Source organism: Candidatus Nanopelagicales bacterium (genome assembly GCA_041393815.1).
Classification (GTDB): Bacteria; Actinomycetota; Actinomycetes; order S36-B12; family JAWKJK01; genus JAWKJK01.
In genome coordinates, this window is sequence record JAWKJK010000001.1 from 373,685 (window position 1) to 389,971 (window position 16,287).

Here is a 16,287-nt window from a genome sequence, read left to right on the forward strand (position 1 = left end):
CCTCACCGGCTCACGGACGCGGCTCACCGGACCCGGGTCACAGCACGCGGTTGGTGGACCAGTCGTGGCCGGTCTCGTGGGCCAGGTCGGCCAGCAGCCGGGACGCGCCCTCGCCGGTGATCGCGGCGTACTCGCCGGCGAAGGAGAGCAGCAGGTCGGAGTCGAGCGACCGCCCGGTACGGCCGGCCCAGTCGCGGGCCACGGCCAGGAAGGAGCGGCGACGGCCCTCGTCGTCGACGAACGCCAGGTCGTCGGCGTGCAAACCGGCCTCGGCCAGGGTCGCCTCGGCCTGCGCGCGGTCGAGACGGGTCAGCGCGGCGAACGCCGCGATCGGGTCGCTGGCGTAGCGATCCGCCACCAGGGCCCGGCACTCGTGGGCCTCCAGGTCGATCGCGGCCAGCAGCGACGGCACGGACGCGGTCATGATGACTACCTCGGCTCTCGGGCCGGCCGACTCGAGGGTCGAACGACTCGATCGGGGCACGGGCCCTCGTCGGGCCCGGGCGGCAGGTCGGCCGCCACTACCAGAGTAGGCATCTCGGGGGCGGGTCACCCGCTGGCGAGGGCCCGCGTCGCGGGTGACGTGCGCCGCATGTGATCCCGCCCACCGGTGTGACCGGGGCCACCCTTGACGGTGCCTGCGGGGCGGGCGAGGGTACGCCCGGAGGAGGTGGGGTGGTGGCCCGGATGCTCGTGGGCGCACTCGGGCTGGCGCTCGTCGTCATGGTGCTGCCCGGCTGCGGGACGGTCGCGTTCCAGAACCGCTTCACGGTCCTCGTGGACGACCCCGCCGGCCGACTGCCGGCCGGCCCGGTCACCGTCAGCGTCTTCGACCCGCTCATGGGCGACACCCGCGACTGGGCCGCGCAGTTCGCCGGGCCGACGACCCCCGCGGCCCCGTACACCCGGACCGTCAGCTCGACCGGCTCTCGGATGTTCTTCGACCGAGGGCCGCAGCAGGACGTGTCGGTCGGCCTGGCGGTCCCGACGTACAACGACTTCGGCTACTACGCCCTCACGCTGCGGCCGGTCCGAGAAGGGACGACGGAGGTCAGCGCGCCGTTCGTCCCGTACGACACCTACACCCCCGACGAGGCCCGCGGCCCCCTCCCGGTACGGGTGGACGCCCGCGCCGACGGCAGCGCGTGGGACCTCACGCTGACCCCGACGATCCCTGCCACCGGGCCGGTGTACGGGGCCGGCACGGCGACCGGGGCCCCGTCGGCGGATCCCGAGGCGACCGACGCGGGCAGCGTCACCCCGACCACCGGCCCGAGCGTGACGGTGGACCCGAGCCTGACGCCGCAACTGATCGCGGCCGCCGAGGACGGGCGGAGCGACGTGGTGCGCCGCCTGCTCGCCAGCGGCGCGCCCGTCGACGGCACGGACGACCGGGGACGCACCGCGCTGATCGCCGCCGCCTACGAGAACGAGGTGGCCACGGCCCAGGTCCTGGTCCAGGCCGGCGCGGACGTCAACATCCAGGACGACTCGCAGCAGAGCGCGTTCCTCATCGCCACCAGCGAGGTCGGTCCCGACCCCGGCCTGCTCATCCTCACGCTCAACTACGGCGCCGACGTCGACGCCAAGGACTCCTTCAACGGGACCGGCCTGATCCGGGCGGCCGACCGCGGCTACGACCGCATCGTCGAGCGACTCCTGGAGACCGACATCGAGGTCGACCACGTCAACAACCTCGGCTGGACCGCCCTGCACGAGGCGATCCTGCTCGGCGACGGTGGAGCCGGTTACGTCCGTACGGTGCAACTTCTGGTCGAGGCCGGCGCCGACGTGAACCTCGCGACGGCCGACTCCGAGCCGCGCACGCCGCTGCAGATCGCCGAGGAGAAGGGCTACTCCGACATCGCCGAGATCCTGCGCGACGCCGGCGCCATCGGACCGAACTGATCCGCGGGCGCCGCCCACTTCGGACCACGCCGTGAGGACGCCGACTAGCCTGCGGAGCATGCGATTCAGCGTGTGGCCGGATCTGTCCCGCCCCTGGGCCGAGGTGGCCGCCATGGCCGACTACGCCGAGGCGTCCGGCTGGGACGGCCTGTACGTCTACGACCACTTCATGCCGCACACCCCGGACGACAGCGTCATCGACGGACCCGTGCTGGAGGGGTGGACGGTGCTGTCCGCGCTGGCCACCCGCACGTCGCGGCTTCGTCTGGGCACGATGGTGCTGGGCAACCTGTACCGGCACCCGGCGGTGCTGGCCAGCATGGCGGCGACGCTGGACCACGTGTGCGACGGACGCCTCGTGCTGGGGATCGGCGCCGGCTGGCAGGCGAACGAGCACGCCGCGTACGGCATCCCGCTGCCACCGCCGAAGGAGCGGCTGGACCGGCTGGAGGAGGCCTGCGAGGTCCTGACCGCGTTGCTCGGCCCCGGCCGCACGACCTTCGACGGCGACCACTACCGGCTCGCCGACGCGGTCAACGAGCCGAAGCCGGTGCAGGACAAGATCCCGCTGCTCGTCGGTGGTCGCGGCGAGAAGCGGACCATGCGGATCGCGGCCCGGTGGGCCGACGAGTGGAACGCCTGGACCTCCCCGGAGACCGCGCGCCACAAGGCGAAGGTCCTGGACCAGCACTGCGCGGACCTCGGGCGTGACCCGGCCACCATCGTCCGGTCGACCCAGGCCGTGCTGCACCTGGACACCGACCCCGCGCGGCTGCCCCGCGACCTGGACCCGCACGACCGGATCCCGCACGTGGTCGGCACCCCCGACCGGGTCGCCAAGATCATGGCGGAGTACCGCGACGCGGGGGTGGACGAGTTCCTCGTGCCCGACGACGCGGAGATCCCCTGGGATCAGGCGCGGGACACCCTGGAGCTGTTCCGCGCCGAGGTGATCCCGCAGCTGCGCTGACGGACACGACCCGTCCGCCTGCGAACGACGGACCCGGTGACGGCCGAGCAACGGGCACCGTCGGCTCGGTACGGTGCCAGGGCGGCCCGAGGCCCTTCGCCCCCCGTCCGCCGACCCGCCGGAGGATCCGGATGAACGAGACCGGCACCGAGACGCTCAGCCCCAGCTGGCACTCGATGGGGGTGGCGGAGGTCGAGCGGGCGCTCGGCACCTCCGCTGATGACGGACTGTCCGCCGACGAGGCGGCCCGGCGACTGGCCCGGGTGGGGCCGAACGTCCTCCCCACGCCGCCGTCGCCCTCGGTCTGGGCGATCGCCCTGCTCCAGTGGCGCGACCCGATGAACCTGCTGCTCACGGCGGTGGCCGCCGTCAGCTTCATCGTCGGCCAGCCCGAGACGGCGATCCTGGTGACCGCGCTGGTGGTGCTCAACGTAGTCCTCGGTGCCCGCCAGGAGCTCAAGGCCAAGGCGTCCGTGGCGGCGCTGGACACCATGCAGGTCCCCTCGGCGCGGGTCCGTCGCGACGGGGCGGTGGAGGAGATCGAGGCCACCGGGCTGGTCCCCGGGGACGTCATCTCGGTCGAGGCGGGGGACGTCGTCCCCGCCGACGCGCGCATCGCCAGTGCGGCGAGCCTGGAGGTCACGGAGAGTGCGCTGACCGGGGAGTCAGCACCGGTGCCGAAGGGCGCCGACGACCTCCCGGCCGCCGACGCCGCGCTCGGCGACCGCGACACCATGCTGTTCCAGGGCACGTCGGTCACCCGGGGCGCGGCGACCGCGATCGTCACGGGGACCGGGACCTCCACCGAGATGGGCAAGATCGCCGGGATGCTCGGGTCGGTGCAGCGAGCCCCCTCGCCGCTGCAGGTGGAGATCAGGGCGCTCACGGTGCGGCTGGCGATCGTGTGCCTCGTCGCGGTCGCATTCATCCTGATCGTGGGCTTCTGGCGGGGACTGGACCCCAGCGCCGTCATCCTGCTGGCCATCGCCACCGCGATCTCGTCGATCCCGAGCGGCCTGCCCACGTTCCTGACGGCGATGCTGTCGTACGGCTCCCAGCGGCTGGCCAAGGCCCACGCGGTCGTGAAGAACCTGACCGACGTCGAGGCCCTCGGTTCGGTCAGCGCGGTCAACAGCGACAAGACCGGCACGCTGACCATGGACATGATGACGGCGACCCGGATGTTCGACGCGGGACGCTGGTTCGAGATCACCGGCAGCGGCTACTCCCTGGACGGGCGGATCCTGCACGCGGCCGGCCAGGAGGACGTCGACTTCACCGCGTTGGGGTATGGCCTGACGCTGTGCAGCGACGCGACGGTGTCCTCCGACGGCACCGTCGTGGGCGACCCGACCGAGGCCGCACTCGTCGTGCTGGCGGCGAAGATGGGCGTGGACGCGCCGACGTCCCGGCGCGAGTACCCGCGCGCGGCCCTGGTGCCGTTCGACTCCGCGTACAAGTTCATGGCCACGTTCCACGTCGCACCGCTGGTCGACGGCGGCCCGGACCTGCTGGTGCAGCTGGTCAAGGGCGCCCCCGACGTCATCCTGGACCGCTGCGCGAGCGCCCAGTGGGGTGACGGCGAGGTCCCGATGGACGAGGCGCGCGAGCGGATCCTGGCAGCCAACCGGGAGCTGGCCGAGCAGGGCCTGCGGGTCATGTCGTTCGCGTACCGAGCCATGCCCGTCGAGGACGTCGAGCAGGTGCGGGCGGACCCGATGGCGGCCGTCGGCGACCTGGTGTTCGTCGCGCTGGTCGGGATCATCGACCCGCTGCGCCCCTCGGCGAAGGAGGCGGTGCAGGTCGCGCAGCACGCCGGCATCGACGTGCGGATGATCACCGGCGACCACGCGGTCACCGCGAAGGCGATCGCGGGCGACCTGGGTCTGGGCCAGGGCGTCATCACCGGGCCGGAGTTCCAGCGCCTCAGCGACGCACAGTTGCGGGCTCGACTGCCCGAGCTGCACGTCTTCGGCCGGGTGGCGCCCGAGGACAAGCTCCGGCTGGTCACGGTGATGCAGGAGCAGGGCCAGATCGTGGCGATGACCGGCGACGCGGTGAACGACGCGGCGGCGCTGAAGAAGGCGGACATCGGGGTCGCGATGGGCTCCGGCAGCGAGGTGTCGAAGCAGGCGGCCAAGATGGTCCTGCTCGACGACAACTTCGCGACGCTGGTGCACGCGATCGAGCTCGGCCGTGACATCTACGGCAAGATCACCGGCCAGATCCGCTACGTCATGGTGGGCCTGTTCGGCGTGCTGCTGCTGATGCTGCTGGCGAGTGCCTTCAACATCAACTCCGGCAACGCGATGACGGCCGTCCAGCTGATCTTCGTGACGTTCCTGATCGGGCTGTTCCCTGCCATCGCCATCTCCACGGACACGGTCGAGCCGGGGATCATGGACCGGCGTCCGCGTGACCCGAGGACGCAGATCCTCAACCGGAGCACCGCTCCGCGCTGGTTCGTGTTCGGCCTGGTGCAGGCGGTCGTGGGCCTGGTCCCGTACCTGCTCATCGCGGACGACGAGGCCTCCGCGGTGACCCAGCAGTCCATGGTGTTCGCCGTGATGGGGCTGAGCACGGTGCTGCTGGCGGCGACGCTGCGCCGGGACCTGATCCCGGCCTGGGACGGCCCGTACGTGCCGTACTTCCTCTGGCTGCTGGTGCCCGCCGTCGGCACCTGGCTTGCGGTGGAGACCGATGCGCTGCAGCGCATGATCGGGACCACGAGCCTGACCGACGGGCAGTGGCTGGTCGTGCTGGGCCTGTCCCTGATCCCCGCCGTCCTGGTGGAGGTCGAGAAGGCGGTCCGCCGGATGCGCCGACAGCGCACCACGCGCGCCTGACTGCTCGGCGCGCAACCGGCAGCCCGGATGGCTACGTTCCGCTGGTAGGCGCCGCGCTCGGCCGGCGGGGGTACGTACGGGCGCGGTCGGCGGCCGCGGCCGCCGGCGACGAAGGGGCACGGGCATGGGCTACTTCCACCACGACCGGAACCTCGAGCAGCTGCTGGCCCCGATCACGCTGATACGCGGTGGCAGCAGCCGCGGCTTCTACTTCGAGGGCAACCAGGTGCCGCTCCCCGGTCACGGACTCGAGGAGTTCCTGCTGGCGGTCCGCGGATCGCCGGACCCGATGGGGATGGACGGACTGGGTGGCGACACGATCCTGCAGTCGAAGACCGCGATCGTGTCCCCGTCATCGCGCCCGGACGCCGACGTCGACTACACGTTTATCCAGATCTTCCCGGACCAGCCGGCGACCCTCACCTACAAGATGAACTGCGGGAACATCTCCGCGGGGGTCCCGGTGTTCGCGCTGATGAAGAACATGCTGCCGCACGTGAAGGACGGGCGCGTCACCGTCCGAGCCTTCTCCACCAACACCCAGAAGATGATGTACATGACGTTGGACGTCCTGAACGGGGAGGCGCGTGTCGACGGGGACACCGCCATCGGCGGGGTCCCCGGGACGGGCGCGGAGATCCTGGTCGACTTCCGAGATCAGGGCGGCGGATTCACCGGCCACACGTTCCCCACGGGGAACCTGGTCGACACGGTCACCATGGACGACGGCAGCACCATCGACGTCACGATCATGGACATGGTCAACGTCTGCGGGTTCTTCCGGGCCGACCAGTTCGGGATCGGCTGCACCGGGCTGGAGCTCCCCGCGCCCGACGGGACCATCATCGCCCCTCCGGGAATGCTCGCCCGACTGACCGAACTCCGGCTGAAGATCGCGCAGCTGATCGGATGGGACCAGTACACGATCGACACGATCGGCAAGGCGACGCTGCCGTTCGCGGTGTCGGTGACGGGCGCCGCGTCCTACACCGATCTCGACGGTGACCAGGTGAAGGCCAGCGACGTGGACCTCGTCGCCCGGTTCTACCTCGAATCCATCATGCACTCGGCGGCACCGGGCAGCGGGTCGACCTGCCTGGCCGCGACCGCCGCGGTCCCCGGCACGGTTCCCAACACGGTTCTCAGCGACGGGCCGATGAAGTCGGGCAGCGGCGGTGACTTCACGCTCGGCCACCCCAGCGGCACCTTCACCCTGCACGTGGAGCCGGTGCTGGGGGACGACCCGACGGCTGTCACGTACACGGCTCTGAACTTCCCGCGGACGGCGCGCATCATCTGCGACGGCACCGTGTACATCAAGAACGAGCGCCCGCCGGAGGCGTCCGCCTGGACGGAGGTCGACGCGCTCACCGCCGCATCGCTGTTCCTGCGTGCGGACGACGTCAGCGTCCAGAAGAACAGGTGAGGGGCGTCAGGGCGACGACGCGGGCTGCGGGTGCCGGCGGCGCTCGAGGGCGTAGACCCCGAGGGCGACGGCCCCCACCAGCAGCTGCGGCAGGAACCACACCAGCCGCCAGACCAGGTCCGCCGCGACCGCCACCGATCCGGGAGCGCCGAACGCGGACAGCAGACCGACCAGCGCCGCGTCCACGGTTCCCAGCCCTCCGGGCGTGATCGGGAACGACGTCAGGATCAGCGCGATGGAGTACGCGGCGAAGGTCTCGATCAACGAGACCTGGTCCGGGATCGCGCCCAGCCCGGCGAGCGCGCAGACGAGGACGAGGAACGGGGTCAGCTGGGCGACCGCGTTGGTGACCGTCAGGGCGGGCCAGCGTGCGGCGACCAGGTCGTGAGCGCGCAGCCGGAACGCGACCAGCGCCTCGGGCAGGTCGGGCACGTGGCGGTGCAGCCTGCGCAGCACCGGTGCGACCAGTCGTTCCGCGAACCGCCCGACCCACCGAGCACCGCCGTCGCTGCGCAGGATGGCGGCGATCGCGACGACGGACACGATGACGATGAGCATGCCGACCACCGCCGTGGTCGTGTATGCCGCTGCGGAACGACCCTCGATCACCAGCAGCAGCACGGCCACCGCCGGGGAGCCCAACGTGAGCAGGTAGGTCCAGATCGCGTCCGCGCTGACAGCCGCGGCGGCCAGCGACGGGCCGACGCCGTAGCGGGCCAGGATCCCGTACTGGGTGCCGACCGCGATCGCCCCGCCGCCGGGCACGACGTTGCTCACGACGAAGCCACCCTGCCGCTCCACGAAGCCGTGCCAGTAGCCGAGGCCAGGGACCGCGACCAGCACGGTGAGGGGGTACAGGCCGATGTTGAGGACCCCGGCGGCGACCAATGCGACCAGCCACCCGGCCGGAAAGTCCTTGAGTTCCTCCAGCGCCTCCTCGTACGAAGAAGCCTGCGGGAGGAGCAGGGCGAAGATCCCGACCATGACCGCGAGGCCGAGCACGATCATGACGACCAGCCGTGCCTTCGACGGTCGCTTCGCTGCCGTGGCGACGGCGGGCGCCGAGTCGGTCACCCGACCACCGTAGCCATCGGCGCCACGGGAAGCGTGCCGGACGCCGAGGCGTCTCGCCGCCCTTCCAGGCGACGTATCGGGCTGTCGCACAGCCGATTCGGCGCTGTGGTGGTGGGGTCGGGACAAGCCGGCGACCCCCACGCCGGAGGTTCGACGCCGCGCTACCCCGGAGAGGTGGCGACGCGGTCCCGTCCAGCGACCTTGGCCCGATAGAGCGCCTGGTCCGCGCGCCGGAGCAGGTCCTCGGGCCCCTCGTCCTCGGCCTGCAGGGCGACCCCGATGCTGACCGTGGGAGCCACCCCCACGCCGCCGCCGACCTCGACCGGCTCCGCGCAGGCCCGGTGGATCGTCTCCGCGACGTCCACGGCGTCGGCGAGGGTGCTCACGCCATCCAGGACGAGCAGGAACTCGTCCCCGCCGATCCGGGCGGCCATGTCGCTACTGCGGATGTGGTCGCCCAGGCGTACGGCGAGCGCCTCAAGCACGGCATCGCCCGCGGGGTGACCGTGGGCGTCGTTGATCTCCTTGAGCCGGTCCAGGTCCACGAACAGCACCGCCGTGCTTCTCCCACTGCGGCGTCGGTTGGTCATCCCCTCGAGCCGGCGCAGCGCCTCACGCCTGTTGTCGAGGCCGGTGAGCGGGTCGGTTCCGGCCCTCCGCTCGAGCTCCTTCACCTGCAGGACCTCGGCGTCCACGTCCCGCAGCCGGACCACGCGACTCCCACCGGTCCCCGGCAGGGCATCCCCCTGCGCGTCCATCCACAGGTACTCCCCGTCCGCGCATCTCACCCGCAGGAGCGATCGAGTCGGACGGCCCAACGCGATCGACTTGGTCAGTTCGGCGACCAGGCCGGGGACGTCGTCGGGGTGTATCAACTCCACGGTCCTGGTGCCCACCAGGGCCTGCGGCGGGTATCCCAGCACCGGCTGCACCGAGGGGGACGCCCACTGCACGACTCCACCTGCATCGACCTGGAACACCAGGTCCGAGGTCGCGGTGGTCAACACCCGGAAGGTCAACTCGGACGTGGCCAGCCGATCCAGTGCGTCCTGTCGCTGCCTCTCGACCCGGGACACGATCACCGCCAACCCCCACCCGATCAGGCTCACCGTGACCAGCACGACCCAGCGCGCCAAGCCCTGAGCGCTACCGAGGTAGTCGCTGACCAGAGAGGCGACCAGGCCCAGCACGCCGCCCTGCGCAGCCAGCGCTGCGGTCCACATCGGCCGAGCCAGGAACGCCGACGCCACCACCGGCACGGACAAGTACGTGAGGAAGACGATCTCGGGCATCGCCAGGTCAGCCAGGAACAGCACCCACTGGAGCGCAGCCAGGCCGGCCACCACCGCGAGCCGCCAGCGCGAGAGCCTCCCGACCGGACCGTCGCCCACCGCCCGCTCCCTTCGCGCCCCCGCAGACGCTAGCCCTCGCGCCGGACGGGCGACCAGGGGTCCTTCGGCCCACGGGCTCCAGCTCCGGCCCCCGCGACCGGCCCTCGGGCTACTCGCGCACGAGGACGAGCGCCAGCGCGGGGTTGACGAACGACGCGAGGAACAGCGGCAGGAACCGCTTCCCCGTGCACCGAAAGGCGACGGTCTCGCCGTCGATGGAGTCGAAGGTCTCGACCCGACTGGACTTGCGTCCGTCGCGGACCTGCACGGTAGGACGTCCTGGCTCGACCGGGAGCGTGAACGTGCCGTTCATGGCGACCGAACCGACCCGTTCGCCGTCAGCCCAGCACGTCGTAGGGACGGCGACGGACCTCGGCCCCGATGGCCTTGTGCGTGACACTCAGGGTCGCGGTCATCGGCACTCACCCGCGCCATTCCAGGGGCTCGAATCCGGGTGTCAGCCTACCGGCGACTGCGGCGGGTTGCTCGACGGGAGACCGGTACGCGCCGCCGGCGCAGAACTCCACTCCATCGCACGTCGAGACGCGGATCACACTGTCACTCATACTGATCCGGCGTTACTGACTTGAAAGTCAATAGGCGACTGAGTGAGACTGGCGGCGCGTCACGGACCGGACGCGAAGCATGCCAGACACGACGCGGACGGGGGTGGAAGGAATGACGCCTGACCTGGTGACGCACCTGGTGGGAGCCGTCACGACCGCGCTGGCCGTCGCCTTCGCCGTGCCGCAGCTGCTGCGGCTGCGCCGGACGGGAACCGCGGCCGGAGTGTCGGTGCCGAGCATCGGCAACTCGCTGGTCTCGTGCGTCGCCTGGACCGCGTACGGCGTGAGCCTGGGCGACGTTTGGGTCACGGCCACCTCCGTTGCCGGGCTGCCGGCGCTGGGAGCCACGTTCGTCCTGGCGCTGCGCTCGGGAGCCTCACGGCGGGGGCTGTGGCTGCCGGTCGCCTGGGCGGCGCTGCTGGCGGCGGCCGCGGTGGCCGCACCGCTGGTCCCGGCGCTGTTCCCGGCCCTGCTGGGCTTCTCGGTGCTGTGGTACGCCCTCCCGGCGGTGCTCACGGCCTGGACCAGCCGGGACGTGGCCGGCATCGCACCCGGGACCTGGTGGCTGCTGGCCCTGGACGGCTCGCTCGGCGGACTGTACGGACTCCTCGCGGACGTGCCCGCGAACCTCTGGTACGCCGGGGTCGCGCTGTCCGCGTCCGGGCTGGTGCTGCTGCGGCTGGCCTGGCGCCGTACGCGGGCCTGCGGGGTGTGCGCCCCGGTACCCGGCTGCCGCTGCGACGTCGCCCTCGCCGCCTGACTCGACGCCGGACACCCTGAACGATCTTCCGCGGAAGATCATTCCCGGCTGCGCGTCACGAACCGCGGATCCGCCGGCGCATCATCGCCTCGTACCGCGCCGGAGCCACGCGCGACACCCACCAGGCCAGGCGCGCCGTCCGTGACACCAGGACCAGCCGGCGCCGCCGGGCCATGCCGTCCACCACCGCCCGGGCGACCTCGTCCGGCGTGAGCACATCCCCGGTGGTGCTCCAGTCCCCGCCCTCCCCCGCCGCGCGGAACGCGGCTCGCGACTCGATCCCGGTGGCCGCGAACGACGGTGCCACCAGGGTCACGGAGACACCGTCGTCGACGAGCTCGGCCCGGAGGCTGTCGAAGTACCCGTGCAGTGCGTGCTTGGAGGCGGCGTACGCGGTGCGATCGACGAGCGGTGCGTAGCCGGCTACGGAGGACAGGACCCCGATCCGGCCGCGGCGCGCGACCAGGCCCGGAAGCGCGGCCAGGGTGACCCGGACGGCTCCGGTCAGGTTGATCTCCAGCACCCGCTCGACCGCCTTGCGTGGCACCTCGGTCGCGGGGCCGAGTGCCGTGATGCCGTGGGACAGCACCAGGCCGTCCAGCGGGCCGAGCCCGGCGACGGCCGACTCGACACCGGCCGCGTCGGTAACGTCCAGCGGCAGCGGCGTCCCCGGGACACCGGCCAGGGAGTCGGCGGTCAGGTCGGACGCGACCACGTCCGCGCCGGCGTCGGCGAGCAGCGCGCAGATCCGGGCACCGAAGCCGCCCGCAGCACCGGTGACCAGGACCCGGTCGCCCGGGTGCGGCCAGGTGGCAGCCGCCGTGCGGGTCACGCGGCCGCGGGGGACAGGTCGGCGCGAGGAATCGGGACCGGGCGTGCGCGCCAGTAGAAGGCGACCGTCAGCCCGGCGATGAGGTGCCAGACACCCCACCAGGCCGCGACGATGGCCATCCCGCCGAGGCCGTCGAAGAAGGTGAAGACGATGACCAGGCCCAGGGCCGAGTTCTGGATGCCGACCTCGATCGAGATCGCCCGGGAGTCGTACCGCGGGACCCGCAGTCCGCGGGCGGACCAGTAGCCGAGCAGGAAGGCGCCGGCGTTCTGCAGTGCGACCAGGATCGCGACCGCGCCGACGTAGGTGATGAACGCCTTCCAGTTCGCCGCGAGCGCCGCGATGATGAACAGGAAGAAGGCCCCAAGGGAGAACCAGCGCATCGGCGTGCGCAGCCGCTCCGCGGCGGTGGGCCAGCGGTGCGCGAACAGCATGCCGAGCAGCAGCGGGACGCCGAGGATCAGCACGATCGTGACGAGCAGGTCCAGCGGGTTGAGGTCCACCGCGCGAAGGATGGCGTCGGTGCCCGGCGCCCGGGAGCCCCAGAACTGCAGGTTGAACGGGGTCATCACGATCGCCAGCAGGGTGGAGATCGCGGTCATGCTCACGCTCAGCGCGGCGTTGCCCCGGGCGAACGGGGTCAGGAAGTTCGAGAAGTTCCCGCCGGGGCAGGCGGCGACCAGGATCATCCCGAGCGCGAGCGACGGCGCCGGCTTGATCAGCCACACCATCAGGAACGTGAAGGCAGGCAGCAGCAGGAACTGGGAGACCAGGCCGATCACCGGGCCGCGCGGGTCGCGGACGACGCGCTTGAAGTCCTCGACCCGGATGTCCAGGGCAACCCCGAACATGATCAGGCCGATGATGACGTTGAGGAGCGTCAGGGTGGTCTGGTTGAACGCCAGTTGTACCTCGTCGATCGGCTCCACGCGCGTCCTCCCGAGATCGCGACCCTGGACGACGACCCGGATGCCGGACCGCGCCCGCCCGGCAGCCTAGGCCCGACCCCCACCTCTCGGGCACACGATCCGCTAAGCGGATCGTGTGCCCGAGTTCGGACGCGACACGCCGTGCAACCTGGCAACACGATCCGCAAAGCGGATCGTGTGCCCGAGGGCGGATCCGTGTGGCCGAAGGGGGGAGCGTGTGGCCGGCGGGGGTGGCGGGGTGGGGGTGCGACACGATGGGGGGATGTCCGAGTCTCCCGCCGAGGCGGCTGCTGCAGGACCGGCCGCCGCCCCGGCGGTGCCGGCCTGGCAGACCGACGCCCGGGCCGCGGGACCGCTGCCCGCCGGGCGGCCGGACTGGTGGCCCCGCCGGCACGGCCCGCTGCCGCCCGGTCCGCACCTGGACCCCGACGGCCGCGCGGTGACCTTCGTGCTGCCGGACGAGCCGGGCGTCACCCCCACGAAGGTGTGGTTCCACCTGCGCGACTTCGGCGCGGACCCGCGGTTCCGCCGGGCCGGCGACCGGTGGGTGGCGCGCATCCCCCGACCCCCCGCGGACCGGCTGGAGTACCTCCTCGACGTACACGGCCCCGACGGGACCGGCGGCCTGCTCGTCGACCCCACCAACCCCCGCCGGGTGCGGGGCGTGTTCGGCGACCACTCGGTGGTGGAGTTCCCCGGCTACCACGCCCCGGCCTGGCTGCCGGCCACCCCCACTCCCCCCGCCGAGCAGGGCTCCCTCACCCCGGTCGAGGTACGCGATCCCGACGCCGACGTCACCGTCACCGGCGCGGTGTGGTCGCCCGCCGGCGCGCGTGACGACGACCCGCTCGGGCTCCTGGTGGTCCACGACGGGCCGGAGTACGCCGACCTGGCCGCCCTCCTGGACCACCTGCGCTGGCTGAGCCGCACCGATCCGGCGCTCGCCACCCGGGCGCTGCTGCTCCAGCCGGTCGACCGGGACCGCAGCTACTCCGCCTCCCCCGCGTACGCCCGGGCGCTGGTCGAGGAGCTGCTGCCGGAGGTCCGCGCCGCGTTCGGCACCCGCGGCCCGACCGTGGGCCTCGGCGCCAGTCTCGGGGCCCTGGCCCTGCTGCACGCCGCCGCCACCCGGCCCGGCTCGTTCGGGGGCCTGGCGCTGCAGTCGGGGTCGTTCTTCCAGCCCAGGTACGACGCACACGAGGCGCGGTTCCGCTACTACGACCGCGTGGTCGAGACGATCGCGCGGCTGCACGCCTCCCCGCAGGTCCTGGGGGGAACGGTCGTCGGGGCGAGCTGCGGCACGGCGGAGGAGAACCTGGACAACAACCGGGCCCTGGTCCGACGGCTGCGGGACAAGGGGGTGCGGGCGACCCTCACCGAGAACCGCGACGGCCACAACTACACCGGCTGGCGCGACTGCCTGGACCCGGTGCTGGACGGCGTCCTGCGCGAGGTGTGGGGATCGGCGGACGCCGGACCCCGCTGAGCACGAGACTGCACCCCGTGCGCCGTGACGTGTGGACCGTGCCTGCCCCCAGCGTGGGCGGCCAGGGCCACGTGGTCGCGTACGGCCACTGGGGCACCCCCGTCCTGTTCTTCCCCGCGGAGGCCGGCTCGGCGTTCGACATCGAGGACCACGGGCTGATCCACGCCCTCGCCGGGCCGATCGAGGCCGGTCGCATCAAGGTCTACGCGGTCGACTCCCACGACGGCAGCACCTGGTCCGACCGCACGATCCCGCTGGAGGAACGGGCCCGACGGCACGAGGGCTACCACGCCTGGATCGTCGACCAGGTCGCCCCCGCGATCCACGGTGACTGCGGCGGATTCGTCCGGATCGCTACCGCCGGGGGCTCGATGGGCGCCTACCACGCCGTCAACCTCGCACTGCGCCGGGCGGACCTGTTCCCCTACGCGCTGGGGATGTCCGGCAACTACGACCCCACCACCTGGAACGGCTGGGGCGACCAGGGCGACACGACGTACTTCAACAACCCGTTCGCGTACGTGCCCCACCTCCACGGCGACCACCTGGACTGGCTGCGCAGCCAGGTGTTCGTGCAGCTGTGCGTCGGCCAGGGGGCGTGGGAGGTGCACCCCACGCAGGCTCTTCCCAGCACGCTGGCCTTCGCGGACGTGCTGCGGGACAAAGGGATCCCCAGCTCCCTGGACGTCTGGGGCTACGACACCCCGCACGACTGGCCGTCCTGGGCGCGGATGGCCCAGAAGCACCTCGGCGGCCTCGGATGACCGCCTCGACCGGCGAGGGAGGCTCCCGATGACCGCTGATGCCGCCACCCGCGAGCACCTGGTGGGGCTGCTGCTGGGGACCGAGAACGACTGGCCCGCGGCGCTGGAGGCCCTGGTCCGGCTGATGGGACCGATCGAGGACGGCCACGGGGTGCGCCACCACGTCACCACGGAGCGGGTCACCATCGAGCCGTTCTCGCTGCGCTACCAGCCGCGCTACGACCTGGTCATCGACCGGCTCGCGCACTGGTACTACGTGCCCCGCGAGTGGCTCAAGAAGATCAGCATGATGGACGACGTGTACCTGTTGAACAGCCCATTCACGTTCCAGTCCATGGAGAAGCATGCGGCCTACTGCGCGATGATGCGGCTGGGCATGAAGGTCCCCGAGACCGTCCTGGTCCCGTACAAGAACCCGGTCGACAACGCCCGCTGGGCCTACACGGCAGCCCAGTACAACCGACCGTTCGACCTCCCCGCGATCGCCGAGACGCTGGGCTACCCGCTGTACATGAAGCCCTTCGACGGGGGCGGCTGGCGCGGTGTCTCGCGCGTCGACGACCGCGAGGCGCTGATGCGGGCGTACGACGACTCCGGCGAGATGCTCATGCACCTGCAGCAGTCGAAGGACCATGACGTCTTCGCCCGAGCGCTGTCGATCGGGCCGGAGACGATGGTGATGCGGTTCCGCCCGGAGCGGCCGATGCACGACCGGTACGAGGTCTCCCACGACTTCCTGACCCCGGAGTCAGGCGACGAGTGCGTGACCATCTCGCGCACTGTCAACGCCTTCTTCAAGTGGGAGTTCAACTCCTGCGAGATGCTGGTGAAGTTCGGGGACGAGGGACAGCGGGACGAGGTCTACCCGATCGACTACGCCAACGCCTGCCCGGACGTCGCACTGACCTCGCTGCACTACTACTTCCCGTGGGCGATGAAGGCGCTGGTCCGCTGGACCGCGTTCTGCCTCGTGAGCGGGCGCAAGCAGAAGATCGACCTCGACACCTCCGCGTTCTTCGCCGTCTCCGACCGCGACGACCTGGACTACCGGGAGAAGCTGGCGCGCTACCGCCGGATCTCCGACGACTTCTTCGAGGTGGACCGCTACTTCGACTGGTGCGACTCACGCCTGCGCGACTTCGACGCGATGACGCTGGAGTGGTTCACCGGGCCGGACTTCGACCGCGTCCTGGTGGACACCGTGCGAGCGACCTTCCCGGCGCACGAGCACGACCAGTTCATCGCCCACTACCGCGGCCTGATCGGCCTGTGGTGCCGCGACGAGGCGGAGCGCCTCAGCGGCTCCGCCTCGTCGTAGACCACCCCCGGCCAGGC

At 71.8% G+C, this 16,287-nt stretch carries 14 protein-coding genes; 8 read left to right on the forward strand and 6 right to left on the reverse strand.

The window, feature by feature from the left end; all coding sequences use genetic code 11:
• Positions 1-37: 37 nt before the first annotated feature.
• Entirely contained in the window at positions 38-424 is a 387-nt protein-coding gene (locus R2737_01690) for a hypothetical protein (protein ID MEZ5114954.1), read from the reverse strand.
• Between the two features lie 263 nt (positions 425-687).
• On the opposite strand from R2737_01690, the gene R2737_01695 reads away from it, so the two are divergent.
• The 4 genes from R2737_01695 (at position 688) to R2737_01710 (ending at position 7,150) form a co-directional block, all read left to right on the forward strand.
• On the forward strand, positions 688-1,908 hold the full coding sequence (locus tag R2737_01695) for an ankyrin repeat domain-containing protein (GenBank protein ID MEZ5114955.1): 1,221 nt from the start codon (positions 688-690) through the stop codon (positions 1,906-1,908).
• Between the two features lie 58 nt (positions 1,909-1,966).
• A complete protein-coding gene (locus R2737_01700; GenBank protein ID MEZ5114956.1) occupies positions 1,967-2,878 on the forward strand; it encodes a TIGR03560 family F420-dependent LLM class oxidoreductase in 912 nt (303 codons plus the stop codon).
• A gap of 131 nt (positions 2,879-3,009) precedes the next feature.
• Complete coding sequence (locus R2737_01705; protein ID MEZ5114957.1) at positions 3,010-5,724, forward strand: cation-translocating P-type ATPase; 2,715 nt, start codon at positions 3,010-3,012, stop codon at positions 5,722-5,724.
• A 124-nt stretch (positions 5,725-5,848) separates the two neighbouring features.
• Positions 5,849-7,150, forward strand: a complete 1,302-nt coding sequence (locus R2737_01710; GenBank protein ID MEZ5114958.1) for a PrpF domain-containing protein — start codon at positions 5,849-5,851, stop codon at positions 7,148-7,150.
• 6 nt (positions 7,151-7,156) lie between these two features.
• Here the strand turns inward: R2737_01710 and R2737_01715 are convergent, their stop codons facing one another.
• From R2737_01715 to R2737_01725, 3 genes are all read right to left on the reverse strand, one after another.
• Positions 7,157-8,224: a YbhN family protein gene (locus R2737_01715; GenBank protein MEZ5114959.1), complete on the reverse strand. Its 1,068-nt coding sequence runs from the start codon at positions 8,222-8,224 to the stop codon at positions 7,157-7,159.
• A 161-nt stretch (positions 8,225-8,385) separates the two neighbouring features.
• Positions 8,386-9,615, reverse strand: a complete 1,230-nt coding sequence (locus tag R2737_01720; GenBank protein ID MEZ5114960.1) for a GGDEF domain-containing protein — start codon at positions 9,613-9,615, stop codon at positions 8,386-8,388.
• A gap of 109 nt (positions 9,616-9,724) precedes the next feature.
• The gene (locus R2737_01725; GenBank protein MEZ5114961.1) at positions 9,725-9,928 is read right to left on the reverse strand and encodes a hypothetical protein; all 204 of its coding nucleotides are present in this window, start codon (positions 9,926-9,928) and stop codon (positions 9,725-9,727) included.
• 365 nt (positions 9,929-10,293) lie between these two features.
• Here R2737_01725 and R2737_01730 point away from each other — a divergent pair, with 365 nt between their 5' ends.
• Entirely contained in the window at positions 10,294-10,941 is a 648-nt protein-coding gene (locus R2737_01730; GenBank protein ID MEZ5114962.1) for a hypothetical protein, read from the forward strand.
• A 55-nt stretch (positions 10,942-10,996) separates the two neighbouring features.
• On the opposite strand, the gene R2737_01735 is transcribed toward R2737_01730, so the two are convergent.
• Both R2737_01735 and R2737_01740 read right to left on the reverse strand, forming a co-directional pair.
• A complete protein-coding gene (locus R2737_01735) occupies positions 10,997-11,773 on the reverse strand; it encodes an SDR family NAD(P)-dependent oxidoreductase (protein ID MEZ5114963.1) in 777 nt (258 codons plus the stop codon).
• The gene (locus tag R2737_01740) at positions 11,770-12,702 is read right to left on the reverse strand and encodes a bile acid:sodium symporter family protein (protein ID MEZ5114964.1); all 933 of its coding nucleotides are present in this window, start codon (positions 12,700-12,702) and stop codon (positions 11,770-11,772) included. Before R2737_01740 ends, R2737_01735 begins: the two co-directional genes overlap by 4 nt.
• 262 nt (positions 12,703-12,964) lie before the next feature.
• Between R2737_01740 and R2737_01745 the strand changes: the two genes are divergently transcribed.
• Genes R2737_01745 through R2737_01755 form a run of 3 tightly spaced genes read left to right on the forward strand, consistent with a single transcriptional unit; the run spans position 12,965 to position 16,270 of the window.
• Entirely contained in the window at positions 12,965-14,188 is a 1,224-nt protein-coding gene (locus R2737_01745; GenBank protein ID MEZ5114965.1) for an alpha/beta hydrolase-fold protein, read from the forward strand.
• Between the two features lie 17 nt (positions 14,189-14,205).
• Positions 14,206-14,952: an alpha/beta hydrolase-fold protein gene (locus R2737_01750; GenBank protein MEZ5114966.1), complete on the forward strand. Its 747-nt coding sequence runs from the start codon at positions 14,206-14,208 to the stop codon at positions 14,950-14,952.
• Between the two features lie 28 nt (positions 14,953-14,980).
• On the forward strand, positions 14,981-16,270 hold the full coding sequence (locus R2737_01755) for a hypothetical protein (protein MEZ5114967.1): 1,290 nt from the start codon (positions 14,981-14,983) through the stop codon (positions 16,268-16,270).
• Positions 16,271-16,287: the final 17 nt, after the last annotated feature.